11 protein-coding genes are annotated in these 13,639 nt (G+C 64.9%); 8 read left to right on the top strand and 3 right to left on the bottom strand.

Annotation, left to right across the window (positions count from 1 at the left end):
* Positions 1-134 precede the first annotated feature (134 nt).
* The 5 genes from IF809_RS31115 (at position 135) to IF809_RS31095 (ending at position 7,272) form a co-directional block, all read left to right on the top strand.
* Complete coding sequence (locus IF809_RS31115; protein ID WP_462839448.1) at positions 135-3,092, top strand: 2-oxoglutarate dehydrogenase E1 component; 2,958 nt, start codon at positions 135-137, stop codon at positions 3,090-3,092.
* A gap of 109 nt (positions 3,093-3,201) precedes the next feature.
* A complete protein-coding gene (odhB, locus tag IF809_RS31110) occupies positions 3,202-4,434 on the top strand; it encodes a 2-oxoglutarate dehydrogenase complex dihydrolipoyllysine-residue succinyltransferase (protein ID WP_462839447.1) in 1,233 nt (410 codons plus the stop codon).
* Between the two features lie 54 nt (positions 4,435-4,488).
* The gene (locus IF809_RS31105; RefSeq protein ID WP_462839446.1) at positions 4,489-5,250 is read left to right on the top strand and encodes an SDR family oxidoreductase; all 762 of its coding nucleotides are present in this window, start codon (positions 4,489-4,491) and stop codon (positions 5,248-5,250) included.
* 55 nt (positions 5,251-5,305) lie between these two features.
* A complete protein-coding gene (gene lpdA, locus IF809_RS31100; RefSeq protein ID WP_453994173.1) occupies positions 5,306-6,706 on the top strand; it encodes a dihydrolipoyl dehydrogenase in 1,401 nt (466 codons plus the stop codon).
* A gap of 35 nt (positions 6,707-6,741) precedes the next feature.
* Positions 6,742-7,272, top strand: a complete 531-nt coding sequence (locus IF809_RS31095) for a hypothetical protein (protein WP_453981364.1) — start codon at positions 6,742-6,744, stop codon at positions 7,270-7,272.
* 169 nt (positions 7,273-7,441) lie between these two features.
* On the opposite strand, the gene IF809_RS31090 is transcribed toward IF809_RS31095, so the two are convergent.
* On the bottom strand, positions 7,442-8,032 hold the full coding sequence (locus IF809_RS31090) for a DUF4337 domain-containing protein (protein ID WP_128963405.1): 591 nt from the start codon (positions 8,030-8,032) through the stop codon (positions 7,442-7,444).
* Between the two features lie 115 nt (positions 8,033-8,147).
* Positions 8,148-9,113: a tyrosine recombinase XerC gene (locus IF809_RS31085; protein WP_462839445.1), complete on the bottom strand. Its 966-nt coding sequence runs from the start codon at positions 9,111-9,113 to the stop codon at positions 8,148-8,150.
* A gap of 113 nt (positions 9,114-9,226) precedes the next feature.
* Here IF809_RS31085 and IF809_RS31080 point away from each other — a divergent pair, with 113 nt between their 5' ends.
* On the top strand, positions 9,227-11,437 hold the full coding sequence (locus IF809_RS31080; RefSeq protein WP_462839444.1) for a primosomal protein N': 2,211 nt from the start codon (positions 9,227-9,229) through the stop codon (positions 11,435-11,437).
* A gap of 227 nt (positions 11,438-11,664) precedes the next feature.
* Here the strand turns inward: IF809_RS31080 and IF809_RS31075 are convergent, their stop codons facing one another.
* Complete coding sequence (locus IF809_RS31075) at positions 11,665-12,171, bottom strand: septal ring lytic transglycosylase RlpA family protein (protein ID WP_128963408.1); 507 nt, start codon at positions 12,169-12,171, stop codon at positions 11,665-11,667.
* 638 nt (positions 12,172-12,809) lie between these two features.
* Here IF809_RS31075 and IF809_RS31070 point away from each other — a divergent pair.
* A complete protein-coding gene (locus tag IF809_RS31070) occupies positions 12,810-13,370 on the top strand; it encodes a F0F1 ATP synthase subunit delta (RefSeq protein ID WP_462839443.1) in 561 nt (186 codons plus the stop codon).
* The coding region (locus tag IF809_RS31065; protein ID WP_462839442.1) for an HAS-barrel domain-containing protein at positions 13,370-13,639 on the top strand (270 nt) is incomplete at its 3' end. The genes IF809_RS31070 and IF809_RS31065, both read left to right, overlap by 1 nt.

Raw genomic sequence — 13,639 nt, 5'->3', positions numbered from 1 at the left:
ACTTCTTCGCACTTTTCCGGGCGAAGTTTCGCAGCAAATAGGGTAAAGGGTGCCTGTCGCGTCGAGCCCTTGTCGGGGGAGCTCGGCGCCAGCGCCGTTTGTTATGCGCGAACCGAAATCGCCAGGAACCCAGTATGTCTCGCCAGGACGCGAACGCAGCCTTTGCCCTGTCATCATTCTTGCAGGGCACCAACGCCACCTACATCGACGAAATCTACGCCCGTTACCAGAAGGACCCCTCCTCGGTCGACGCCGAGTGGCAGGAGTTCTTCAAGAGCCTGAACGACGCCCCTGCTGACATCAGCAAGAACGCGGAAGGCCCGTCCTGGGAGCGGGATAACTGGCCGTTGATGCCGCAGGACGACCTGACCTCCGCGCTCGACGGCAACTGGGCCGAGGTCGAGAAGACGGTCGGCGGCAAGATCGCCGCCAAGGCACAAGCCAAGGGTGCTGCGCTCTCCTCCGCCGACTTGCTCCAGGCGACGCGCGATTCCGTCCGCGCGCTGATGCTGATCCGCTCCTACCGCATGCGCGGCCACTTCCACGCCAAGCTCGATCCGCTCGGCATCGAGGCCCAGCGCAACCGCGAAGAGCTCGATCCTCGCACCTACGGCTTCACGGAAGCCGATTTCGATCGCAAGATCTTCCTCGATCACGTGCTCGGGCTCGAATACGGCACGTTGCGCGAGATCACCGCGATCTGCGAGCGCACCTATTGCCAGACGCTCGGCGTCGAGTTCATGCATATCAGCAATGCCGCTCAGAAGGCCTGGATCCAGGAGCGCATCGAGGGGCCGGACAAGGAAATCTCGTTCACCCGCGAAGGCCGGCGCGCCATCCTGATGAAGCTGGTCGAGGCCGAGGGCTTCGAAAAGTTCTGCGACACCAAGTTCACCGGCACCAAGCGCTTCGGCCTCGACGGCGGTGAAGCCCTGATCCCCGCGCTCGAGCAGATCATCAAGCGCGGCGGCAATCTCGGCGTGAAGGAAATCGTGCTGGGCATGCCGCATCGCGGCCGCCTCAACGTGCTGACGCAGGTGATGGGCAAGGCGCACCGCGCGCTGTTCCACGAGTTCAAGGGCGGCTCGGCCAATCCCGACGCGGTCGAAGGCTCGGGCGACGTCAAGTATCACCTCGGCGCCTCCTCGGACCGCGAGTTCGACGGCAACCGCATCCATCTGTCGCTGACCGCCAACCCCTCGCATCTCGAGATCGTCGATCCCGTGGTGCTCGGCAAGGTCCGCGCCAAGCAGGACCAGCACGGCGATCCGCCTGACATGCGCATCTCCGTGATGCCGCTTCTGATGCACGGCGACGCCGCGTTTGCCGGTCAGGGCGTGGTTGCAGAATGCTTCGGCCTGTCGGACCTGAAGGGCTACCGCACCGGCGGCTCCGTGCACTTCATCGTCAACAACCAGATCGGCTTCACCACCTATCCTCGTTACTCGCGCTCTTCGCCCTATCCGTCCGACGTGGCGAAGATGATCGACGCGCCGATCTTCCACGTGAACGGCGACGATCCGGAAGCCGTCGTGTTTGCCGCCAAGGTCGCGACCGAATTCCGGCAGAAGTTCCACAAGCCTGTCGTCATCGACATGTGGTGCTATCGCCGCTACGGCCACAACGAGGGCGACGAACCGGCATTCACCCAGCCGGTGATGTACAAGCGGATCGCCGCCCATCCCTCGACCCTCACGCTCTACGCCAAGCGCCTGGTCGCCGAAGGCGTGGTCACCGAGGGGGAGGTCGACAAGCTGAAGGCCGATTGGCGCGCCCGGCTCGACGCCGAGTTCGAGGCCGGCACCTCCTACAAGCCGAACAAGGCCGACTGGCTCGACGGCAAATGGGCGGGCTTCAAGATCGCCGACCAGGAAGAGGATGCGCGCCGCGGCGTCACCGGCGTCGACCTGCCGCTCCTGAAGGACATCGGCCGCAAGATCACCAAGGTGCCGGATGGTTTCCGCGTTCACCGCACCATCCAGCGTTTCCTCGACAACCGCGCCAAGGCGATCGACAGCGGCAACGGTATCGACTGGGCGACCGGCGAAGCGCTGGCCTTCTGCACGCTGCTCGGGGAAGGCCACCATGTCCGCCTGTCCGGACAGGATTCGGAGCGCGGCACCTTCTCGCAGCGCCACTCGGTGCTGATCGACCAGGAAGACGAGAGCCGCTACACGCCGTTCAACCATCTCGGCAACGAGCAGGGCCATTACGAGGTCATCAACTCGCTGCTGTCGGAAGAAGCGGTGCTCGGCTTCGAATACGGCTACTCGCTCGCCGAGCCGAACACGCTGACCCTCTGGGAGGCCCAGTTCGGCGACTTCGCCAACGGTGCACAGGTCGTGTTCGACCAGTTCATCTCCTCGGGCGAGCGCAAATGGCTGCGCATGTCCGGTCTCGTCTGCCTGTTGCCGCACGGCTATGAAGGCCAGGGACCGGAGCACTCCTCGGCGCGCCTCGAGCGTTACCTGCAGATGTGCGCGGAAGACAACATGCAGGTGGTCTATCCGACCACGCCGGCGAATTACTTCCACGTGCTGCGCCGGCAGCTGCATCGCGAGATCCGCAAACCCCTGATCATGATGACGCCGAAATCGCTGCTGCGTCACAAGCGGGCGGTGTCGCGTCTGGAAGAGCTGGCGAAGGGCACGACCTTCCACCGCATCCTCTATGATGACGCCCAGATGCTGCCGGACGAGGCCATCAAGCTTGTCCCGGACGACAAGATCCGCCGCATCGTGCTCTGCTCCGGCAAGGTCTATTACGACCTCTACGAGGAGCGCGAGAAGCGCGGCATCGACGACATCTATTTGATGCGCGTCGAGCAGCTCTATCCGGTGCCGCTGAAGGCACTGGTGACCGAGCTGTCCCGCTTCAAGAAGGCCGAAGTGATCTGGTGCCAGGAAGAGCCGCGTAACATGGGCGCCTGGCACTTCATCGAGCCCTATCTGGAATGGGTGCTGAACCAGGTGAACGGCGCGAGCCGGCGTCCGCGTTATGTCGGCCGCGCCGCTTCCGCCGCGACAGCCACGGGCCTGATGTCCAAGCATCAGGCGCAGCTGAAGGCGTTCCTGGACGAAGCATTGAGCTGAAGTTTTTTTAGGACCTCGTCATACCCCGCCCTGTGCGCGATTCCGCACCGGGGCGGGCGATGACATCTGAATTCAAGACCGCACAAGCGATCTCCTTGAGGAAAAGACCATGACTGAAATTCGTGTGCCGACGCTCGGCGAATCCGTCACCGAGGCCACCATCGGCCGCTGGTTCAAGAAGGCCGGCGATCCCGTCGCCGTCGACGAGCCCTTGGTGGAGCTCGAGACCGACAAGGTCACCATCGAAGTCCCGGCGCCCTCCGCGGGCACGCTGAGCGAGATCATCGCCGCCGATGGCGCGACCGTTGCGGTCGGTGCGCTGCTTGGCCAGATCACCGACGGTGCCGGCGCCGCGAAGCCTGCGGCCGCGCCCGCCAAGCCCGCTGCTGCTCCGGCTCCCGCCGCGGCTGCTCCGGCTGCCGCGAAGGCGCCGCCGGCCGATGCCCCGCTCGCGCCGTCCGTGCGCAAGCTGTCGGCCGAGACCGGCGTCGACTCGTCGACCGTTCCGGGCTCGGGCAAGGACGGCCGCGTCACCAAGGGCGACATGCTTGCTGCGATCGAGCGTGCGGCCTCCGCGCCGACCCCGGTCAACCAGCCCGCTGCTGCCGTGCAGGTTCGCGCGCCGTCGCCGGCCGATGACGCCGCCCGCGAAGAGCGCGTCAAGATGACCCGGCTGCGCCAGACCATCGCGCGCCGCCTCAAGGACGTGCAGAACACAGCGGCGATGCTGACGACCTTCAACGAGGTCGACATGACCAACGTGATGGCGCTGCGTGCCCACTACAAGGACGCGTTCGAGAAGAAGCACGGCGCCAAGCTCGGCTTCATGGGCTTCTTCACCAAGGCCGTCGTGCAGGCGCTGAAGGACATCCCGGCCGTCAACGCCGAGATCGACGGCAGCGATCTGATCTACAAGAACTACTACCACATCGGCGTCGCCGTCGGCACCGACAAGGGTCTCGTCGTGCCCGTGGTGCGCGACTGCGACCACAAGTCGATCTCCGACATCGAGAAGAGCATCGCCGATTTCGGCCGCCGCGCCCGTGACGGCCAGCTCAAGATCGACGAGATGCAGGGCGGCACCTTCACGATCACCAATGGCGGCATCTACGGCTCGCTGATGTCGACGCCGATCCTGAACGCGCCGCAATCGGGCATCCTCGGCATGCACAAGATCCAGGAGCGTCCGATGGTCGTCGGCGGCAAGATCGAGGTCCGCCCGATGATGTATCTGGCGCTGTCCTACGATCACCGCGTGATCGACGGCAAGGAAGCCGTCACCTTCCTGGTTCGCGTCAAGGAGAGCCTGGAAGATCCGGCGCGCCTGGTGCTCGATCTCTGATTCCTGACGCTCTGCGAGCGCCGTCGCGATATCAGCGGCGGCGCGTGTCGAACCATGGAGGCTGACGTGACGGATAAGGTCGTTGTCATCACCGGCGGCAGCCGCGGCATCGGACGGGCGACCGCGATTGCGGCGGCCGCGCGCGGCTATCGCGTTGTGGTCGGCTATGCCAGCAACAAGAAGGCCGCCGACGAGGTCGTTGCGCAGATCGCGGCCAGCGACGGCAAGGCGATCGCGGTGAAATGCGATGTCGCCGAGGAAGCCGACATCCTCAATCTGTTCAGGGAAGCCGACAAGTTCGGCCCCCTCGGCGCACTGGTCAACAATGGCGGCATCGTCGGCCAAAGCGGCGTGCGCGTCGACGAGATGTCGGCCGAACGGATCCAGCGCGTGCTGGCGGTCAACGTCACCGGCTCCATCCTCTGCGCGCGCGAAGCGGTGAAGCGGATGTCGACCAAGCACGGCGGCAAGGGCGGCGTCATCGTCAATTTGTCGTCGGTCGCCGCCAAGCTCGGCGCGCCCAACACCTATGTCGACTATGCCGCGTCCAAGGGCGCGGTGGATTCCTTCACCATCGGGCTCGGCTATGAAGTCGCAGCCGAAGGTATCCGCGTCGCCGCGATCCGTCCCGGCCTGATCGACACCGACATCCACGCCTCCGGCGGCGAGCCCGATCGGCATCATCGGCTGGCCCATCTGGTGCCGATGAAGCGCGTCGGCACCGCGGACGAAATCGCCAATGCCATCGTCTGGCTGATGTCGGACGAGGCCTCCTACGTCACCTCAGCCATTCTCGATGTGTCCGGCGGACGCTGACGCGCCGCGTGGACGCTGACACCTCATCACGCTAAACCTTACGGGACTTTCTCTCATGGCTACCTACGATCTCGTCGTCATCGGCACCGGACCTGGCGGTTATGTCTGCGCGGTGCGCGCCAGCCAGCTCGGCATGAAGGTCGCCGTGGTCGAAAAGAACGCAACCCTCGGCGGCACCTGCCTCAATGTCGGCTGCATGCCCTCGAAGGCGCTGCTGCACGCCTCCGAGATGTTCGAGGAAGCCGCGCACTCCTTCGCCAAGATGGGCGTGTCGGTGTCCGCGCCCAAGCTCGATCTCCCGGCGATGATGAACTTCAAGCAGCAGGGCATCGACGGCAACGTCAAGGGCGTCGAGTTCCTGATGAAGAAGAACAAGGTCGACGTGCTCAAGGGCACCGGCAAGATCCTTGGCACCGGCAAGGTCGAGGTCTCCGCCGACGGCAAGTCGCAGGTGATCGAGACCAAGAACATCGTGATCGCCACCGGCTCCGATATCGCCCGCCTCAAGGGCATCGAGATCGACGAGAAGCGCATCGTCTCCTCGACCGGTGCGCTGTCGCTGGACAAGGTCCCCGGCAAGCTGCTGATCGTCGGCGCCGGCGTGATCGGCCTCGAGCTCGGCTCGGTCTGGCATCGCTTAGGTGCCGAAGTCGTCGTGGTCGAATTCCTCGATCGCATCCTGCCCGGCATGGACGGCGAGATTGCAAAACAATTCCAGCGCATCCTCGAGAAGCAGGGCTTTGCGTTCAAGCTGGGGGCCAAGGTCACCGCGGTCGACACTTCGGGCAAGACGCTGAAGGCGACGATCGAGCCCGCCGCCGGCGGCGCGGCCGAGACGCTCGAGGCCGACGTCGTGCTCGTCTGCATCGGCCGCGTGCCGTACACGGATGGGCTCGGCCTGAAGGAAGCCGGCGTCGCGCTCGACGCGCGCGGCCGCGTGCAGATCGACCCGCATTTCGCCACCAGCCTGAAGGGCGTCTATGCCATCGGCGACGTCGTCGCCGGCCCGATGCTCGCCCACAAAGCCGAGGACGAGGGTGTTGCGGTTGCGGAGATCATCGCCGGTCAGGCCGGCCACGTGAATTACGACGTAATCCCGGGGGTCGTGTATACCACGCCGGAAGTGTCCTCCGTCGGCAAGACCGAGGAGGAGCTGAAGCAGGCGGGCGTGGCTTATACCGTCGGGAAGTTTCCCTTTACCGCCAACGGCCGCTCCAAGGTCAACCAGACGACCGACGGCTTCGTGAAGATTCTCGCAGATGCGAAGACCGATCGCGTGCTCGGCGTGCACATCATCGGCCGCGAAGCCGGCGAAATGATCCACGAGGCCTGCGTTCTCATGGAGTTCGGCGGCAGCGCGGAAGATCTCGCCCGCACTTGCCACGCGCATCCGACCCGCTCGGAGGCCGTCAAGGAAGCCGCGCTTGCAGTCGGCAAGCGGGCCATCCATATGTAGGTTCGTGCCCAGAGCCGAATCGGGCGGGACATCACATGCTGCGCCGCCTTCTTCAACCGGTCTGGGTCCTGCTGGCGATCATCTTCCTGATCGAAGCCTGGCTGTGGGACCATCTCGAGCCGATCGTTGCCAAGGTCGTCGCACTGATCCCGCTTGCCCGGTTCAAGGCGTGGCTGTCGGACCGCGTCGATGCACTCTCGCCGGCGATGACGCTGATCGTCTTCGCCGTTCCGATCATCCCGCTGTTTCCGCTCAAGCTGGTCGGCCTGTGGCTGCTCACGCACGAATACTGGACCAGCGCCGTCTTCACGATCCTGTTCGCCAAGATGCTCGGCGTCGGCGTCACCGCCTTCGTGTTCGACGTCACGCGCGACAAGCTCCTGGAGATGCACTGGTTCGAGCGGCTCTATGAGCTGGTCTTGAGGCTTCGCGCCAAGGCCACCGCGCTGGTCGAGCCGGTCAAGCGCCGCATCCGCGAGCTGATCAAAGGCAATCGCGAGGGCTGGTCCTCGCGCACGTTCCGCTTGATCCAGCGCTTCCGCAAGAGCGTGCACGAGGCGCGCTGAGCTGCCGGCTGCTTGCGCGCTGTCCTCGCCATATACTCGCTGTCATTGCCCGCGAAAGCGTGCAATCCAGTATTTCAGAGACGATTGTGATTGAACTGGGACGCCGCGGCGTACTGGTTGCCCCGCTCAAGCCGGGGCATGACAGCGGTACGCGTAGCGGCTCGTCGCCTCAATGCAAATGCAGCAGATGCGGCCACCACAGGCCGAGCGCGGTCATGACGATGCCGGCGAGGGTCAGCAGGCCGCCGACATAGGCGAGCGCGATCATGCCGGTTATGATGGTGGCCGACGCCAGCACGATGCCGATCTGGAAGGCGGCCGACGCGAGCTCGAAGTGATGATATTTCGCGGTCGCCTCGTCGCGCTCGTGTTCGGCGTGCTTGGCCTTCTCCGCGAGCTGCTCGGTGCCTTCGCCGGTCTCGGGCTCTGAGCGGTAGCGCTGTGCGGTCTTGGTCCAGTCGTCGATCTGCTTCTGCACGGCCGCCTTCATGGCGTCGTCGGAGGCAGCACCCAGTGTCAGCTTGCCCTGCTCGGCGGCGGTCTGCACCACGGTGCGGCGGACGCTCTTGGCCTGGAAGAAGGCCCAGAGATTGGCGGCCTCGACATTCTTGCTGATCGATTCGGTCTGCGCACCCTTGCCGAGCGTTTCCGAGATCGCCAGAAACAGCGCCAGCACCGCGATCAGAAGGGCGATCTTCTTGTTCTCGCCCGATGCGTGCTCGGCATGCTCGGCGTGCTCCATGCTTTCGTGTGCGCTCATGAAATCCCTCCTGTCTCGGTTCCGCAACGATTGACCGAACCGCGCGGCCCGCGCAAGAGGCATGCGCGCGGACAAGCACGCTATGACAGCTTGATGTCAGGAATCGGCGTCCCCTTCAGCGCCTTGGATGCGCGCTGGCATAGACCTCCAGCAATCGCTCGGAATCGATGCCGGTATACACTTGCGTGGTCGAGAGCGAGGAATGGCCGAGCAATTCCTGGATCGCGCGCAGGTCGCCGCCGCGCGACAAGAGATGCGTCGCGAAGGAGTGCCGCAACGCGTGCGGGGTGGCGCTGTCGGGCAGCCCCAGCGCGCCGCGCAGCCGCTCCATCGCCAGCTGGATGATGCGCGGGCTCAAGGGTCCGCCGCGCGCGCCGACGAAGATCGGCCCATCGGCGGGGAGCGCATGCGGGCACATCGCGACATATTCGTCGATCAGCGCCAGCACGTTTTGCAGCACCGGCACCATGCGGGTCTTGTTGCCTTTGCCTGTGACGACGAGCACGTCGCCTTCGCCTGATTTCGGCACCTCGCGGCGCTTTAGGCCGAGCGCCTCGGAGATGCGCAGGCCCGAGCCATAGAGCAGCGCCATCACGGCGGCGTCGCGGACCAGGATCCAGGTCTCGCGTTCCTCGCCGGCGCGCTCGTCGGCGTCCGCGAGACGTTTGGCCGACGCCATCGGCAGCGGCTTCGGCAGGCTCTTTGCCACCTTGGGCGCCCGGATCGCGGAGAGCGCGCCGACCTTGCCCTTGCCTTCGCGCTCGAGGAAGCGGCCGAACGAGCGCAGGCCGGCGAGCGCGCGCATCAAGGAGCGGCCGGCAATCTCGTCGGCGCGGCGCATCGCCATGAAGGCGCGCACGTCGGTGGCTTCGAGCGCAGCGAAGCGCTCCAACGTGACGCGCTCGCCCCAATGATTGCTGAGGAAGTCCAGGCACTGTCGCAAGTCGCGGCCATAGGCTTCCAGCGTCTTCGGCGACAGCCGCCGCTCGGCGCCGAGATGCGACAGCCAGCGCGCCATCTCCTGCGCGATCGAGGGATCGGCGCTGGCGAGCTCGATTGTGGGGGCGGCGGCTTTGCTCATGCGCTCTGGACTAGATGATTCCGCACAGTATATCGCATCCCACAGGTTTACTGTTCGCTAAGCTGCCGACGGCGCGCTAGCCTTCAGTCCCGCAAGGTTCCGATTCTCCGCTCATGGATCACACGTCGCGCAGCAACGCCGTCCCCACCAACGCGACCGGCATGGTTGACGTGCTGGTGCCGGTCGCGCTCGACCAGACCTATTCCTACAAGGTGCCCCGCGGCATGGAGCTGAAGGCGGGCGATCTCGTCGGCGTGCCGCTCGGCGCGCGCGAGGTGCTCGCCGTGGTCTGGCGAGATAACGCCAATCCCGATCCGCGCCTGCACAACCGCCTGAAGGAAGTCAGCGAGAAGCTCGATATTTCTCCGCTGAAGGGCGAGCTGCGCCAGGTGGTCGACTGGGTCGCCAATTACACGCTGAGCCCGCGCGGCATGGTGCTGCGCATGTGCCTGCGGATGGGCGAGAACCTCGTCCCCGAGCGGGTGCGCGCGGGCGTTCGCCTGACCGGCGATCCGCCGCGGCGGCTGACACCGGCGCGGCAGCGCGTCATCGAGGTGCTGTCGGACCGGCTGCTGCACGCCAAGTCCGAAGCCGCCAAGGAGGCCGGCGTCTCGGCCGGCGTGATCGACGGCCTCGTCGACGAAGGCACGCTGACGGTCGAGCCGATGCCGCCGCCGCCTCCGCCACCGCGCCCCGATCCGGAGTTCGGCCGTCCGGATTTCTCGCCGCTGCAGCGAGCCGGCGTCGATGCGATGCGCGCGCTCGCGGCCAACGGCACCTTCCACGTCGCGCTGCTCGACGGCGTCACCGGCTCCGGCAAGACCGAGGTCTATTTCGAGGCGGTGGCGGAGACCGTACGCCGCGGCAAACAGGCGTTGATCCTGATGCCGGAGATCGCGCTGACCGGCCAGTTCCTGGATCGCTTCGCGCAGCGTTTTGGCGTGCGCCCGATCGAGTGGCATTCCGAGCTCACGCCGCGCACCCGCGCGCGCAACTGGGCCGCAATCTCGGAAGGCACCGCGCCGGTCGTGGTCGGCGCGCGCTCGGCGCTGTTTCTGCCCTATGCCGATCTCGGCCTCATCGTCGTCGATGAAGAGCACGACCAGGCCTACAAGCAGGACGAGGGCGTGCATTATCATGCCCGCGACATGGCGGTAGTGCGCGCGCATATCGCAAAAATCCCGATCGTGCTGGCCTCCGCCACGCCATCGGTCGAGTCCGAAGTCAATGCGCGCAAGAACCGCTATCAGCGCGTCGCGCTGCCCTCGCGCTTCGGCGGCCAGCACATGCCGCATATCGAGGCGATCGATCTGCGCCGCGAGCCGCCGGCGCGCGGCCGCTATATCTCGCCGCGGCTGGCCGGCGAGATCAGGGGGGCGATCGAAAAGCGCGAGCAGGCGCTGCTGTTTCTCAACCGCCGCGGCTATGCGCCGCTGACCTTGTGCCGTGCCTGCGGCCATCGCTTCGCCTGCACCATCTGCGACGCCTGGCTGGTCGATCATCGTTTCCGCCAGCGCCTGGTCTGCCATCACTGCGGTTTTTCGATGCCGCGGCCGTCCACCTGTCCGCATTGCGCGGCGGAGGAATCGCTGGTCGCGGTCGGCCCCGGCGTCGAGCGCTTGCAGGAGGAGGCGGCCGCGCTCTTCCCCGAAGCGCGCACCATGGTGCTGTCGAGCGATCTCATCACCTCGATCGAGACGATGCGCAGCGAGCTCGCCGAGATCGCGGAAGGCCGCGTCGACATCATCATCGGCACGCAGCTCGTCGCCAAGGGCCACAATTTCCCGCGGCTGAATCTCGTCGGCGTGGTCGATGCGGATCTCGGCCTTAGCAACGGCGATCCGCGCGCGGCGGAACGCACCTGGCAATTGCTCAACCAGGTGATCGGCCGCGCCGGCCGCGAGCAGGGCCGCGGCGTCGGCTATCTGCAGACGCATCAGCCCGATCATCCCGTGATGAAGGCGCTGATCGCCTGCGACCGCGAGGCCTTCTACGACAGCGAGATCGATCTGCGCGAGAGAACGCTCTATCCGCCGTTCGGCCGGCTCGCGAGCCTGATCATCTCGGCCGGCGATCGTCCGAGCGCCGAGGGCCTCGGCCGCAAGCTCGTTGCATTGGCGCCGCGCGACGAGCGCGTGGTGGTGCTGGGCCCCGCGGAAGCCCCGCTCGCCGTGATCAAGGGCCGTTACCGCTTCCGCATCCTGGTGAAATCGGCGCGAGGTTTTGATCTGTCGGATTATCTGCGCAACTGGCTGGCGGTGTGCCCGAAGCCATCAGGCAACCAGAAGCTGGAAGTGGACGTCGATCCGCAGAGCTTTTTGTAGCTCTCTGTCCTTCCGGGCATGCGAAGCATGAACCCGGAATCCATTGATCCCCCAAACTCTGTCGCCTGATGGATTCCGGGCTCGCGCTATGCGCGCCCCGGAATGACGGACATTGAGGGCGCTGGCCAAACAAAAAAGCCCGTGGTCCCCCAAGACCACGGGCTTGTTTCACGCGCGCATCAAACCGATGGAAACTACGCGTGTGAGATCAGGCGCACGAAACGCCGTTAGGAGACGACTTCCGCGGTGACGCGGCCGACGCCGGCACCGGTGAGGCCGATGGCGCGGGCAGCGCCGGTGGAGAGGTCGAGCACGCGGCCGCGCACGAACGGGCCACGGTCATTGATGGTGACGATGACGCTCTGGCCGCCATGGGTGACGCGCAGCTTGGTGCCGAACGGCAGGGAGCGGTGCGCGGCGGTGAGGGCGTTCTGGTTGAAGCGCGCACCCGAGGCGGTGCGGCTGCCGGACTCGTTGCCGTAATACGAAGCCATGCCGGAGAAGGTCCGGCCCGTGCCCTGCGACGGCGTCATCGACGCATTGGCGTTGCGCCAACCGAAGGTCGCGTTGGAATCGTCCTGGGCTTGATGGCGGTGATGATGGTGAGAGTACCGGTGATGCCTCGATTTGGCGGAAGCTTCGGTGGCAGTTCCACCGATGACGAGAGTTGCAGCGACGAAAGCGATCGCCGTACGCGGCCGGGTCACGGTGCCCAGCGTCTTCAAAGACAGCATTTAGTGGTCCCTACGATAGTATTGCCACATATGTGGCTAGTGGAGCCCCCATCAGTTTGTGAGCGGGTTGGCGTTTCGATTCCCAATGAGGCATGAATTGGGCAGTAAATCCGGTATGTGTCCCGCTGAAATATCTTGTGACCGGAATCGATAATCGGCGGATGTTCCGTAATATTTCGCTTTAACGAATCTTTAACCACAGTATTACTTGCCAATACTGTAGATCGAAGTCATAGCTGCCGGCGTTTAGAATTCGGTAAGTATTCGGCGGGCAGAGCCGGTCACGGCTCAGCGAGACGTGTTCATAGCCGCCATGCGCTGAGGGCGGGAACGAATGGTCGTCGACCTGCCGGTAACACTCGCGGCGGTTCCGTGACATGGAAGGTCGCGGCATCGATCGCTGCGAAGCTGTCGCAAAGTGCGACGAACTGGCGACAGAAGGTCGTGCCTTTAATTTGGCGTCATGTTGCACCTGCGCGCCTGCTATGTTAGCAAAGCCGCGATTTTAACGAGCCCGGCACTTCCCGTGCCGGTCGAAAATCGAAGTCCCGCTTGAATTCCAAGGGCTTGGATCGCTAGGCGCCGCGTTGTGGCGACGGTTTTTCCCTTGCGAATTTGACAGCACAAAGAGCGCGTCTGTGGCTGCAGAAGATACGTCCGTTTCAGGTGTGTCGGGCCGTTATGCAACGGCCTTGTTTGAACTGGCCCGCGACCAGAAAGTGGTCAACGAGGTCAAGGCCGACCTCGACAAGTTCGAGGCTCTGCTGAACGAGAGCGTCGATCTGAAGCGCCTCGTCCGCAGCCCGGTCTTTGCGGCCGACGCCCAGTCCAAGGCCCTCGGGGCCGTGCTGGACAAGGCCGGTATCGCGGGCATCTCCGCTAATTTCCTGAAGGTGCTGACCGCCAACCGTCGCCTGTTCGCGGTGGCTGACGTCATCCGCGCCTATCGCGCCCTCGTTGCCAGGTTCAAGGGCGAGGCGACCGCGGATGTGACGGTGGCGGAAGCGCTGTCGGACAAGAATCTCGATGCCCTCAAGGTTGCCCTGAAGTCGGTGACCGGCAAGGACGTCGCGCTCAACGTGAAGATCGATCCCTCGATCATCGGCGGCCTCGTCGTGAAGCTTGGCAGCCGCATGGTGGATAGTTCGCTTCGCACCAAACTCAATTCGATCAAGCACGCGATGAAAGAGGCAGGCTGATGGACATCCGCGCCGCGGAAATTTCCGCGATCCTCAAGGACCAGATCAAGAATTTCGGCCAGGAAGCTGAAGTCTCCGAAGTCGGACAGGTGCTGTCCGTCGGCGACGGTATCGCCCGCGTCTACGGTCTGGACAACGTCCAGGCCGGTGAAATGGTCGAGTTCGAGAACGGCACCCGCGGCATGGCGCTGAACCTCGAAACCGACAACGTCGGTGTCGTTATTTTCGGCGCCGACCGCGAGATCAAGGAAGGCCAGACCGTCAAGCGC

Source organism: Bradyrhizobium sp. UFLA06-24 (assembly GCF_054967145.1).
This window is presented reverse-complemented; position numbering and strand designations above follow the sequence as displayed.

Bases quoted from the DNA above. Each gene is read 5' to 3' on its own strand.
- IF809_RS31115 (WP_462839448.1), top strand. From the start codon at position 135: ATGTCTCGCCAGGACGCGAACGCAGCCTTTGCCCTGTCATCATTCTTG.
- odhB (WP_462839447.1), top strand. From the start codon at position 3,202: ATGACTGAAATTCGTGTGCCGACGCTCGGCGAATCCGTCACCGAGGCC.
- IF809_RS31105 (WP_462839446.1), top strand. From the start codon at position 4,489: ATGGAGGCTGACGTGACGGATAAGGTCGTTGTCATCACCGGCGGCAGC.
- lpdA (WP_453994173.1), top strand. From the start codon at position 5,306: ATGGCTACCTACGATCTCGTCGTCATCGGCACCGGACCTGGCGGTTAT.
- IF809_RS31095 (WP_453981364.1), top strand. From the start codon at position 6,742: ATGCTGCGCCGCCTTCTTCAACCGGTCTGGGTCCTGCTGGCGATCATC.
- IF809_RS31090 (WP_128963405.1), bottom strand. From the start codon at position 8,032: ATGAGCGCACACGAAAGCATGGAGCACGCCGAGCATGCCGAGCACGCA.
- IF809_RS31085 (WP_462839445.1), bottom strand. From the start codon at position 9,113: ATGAGCAAAGCCGCCGCCCCCACAATCGAGCTCGCCAGCGCCGATCCC.
- IF809_RS31080 (WP_462839444.1), top strand. From the start codon at position 9,227: ATGGATCACACGTCGCGCAGCAACGCCGTCCCCACCAACGCGACCGGC.
- IF809_RS31075 (WP_128963408.1), bottom strand. From the start codon at position 12,171: ATGCTGTCTTTGAAGACGCTGGGCACCGTGACCCGGCCGCGTACGGCG.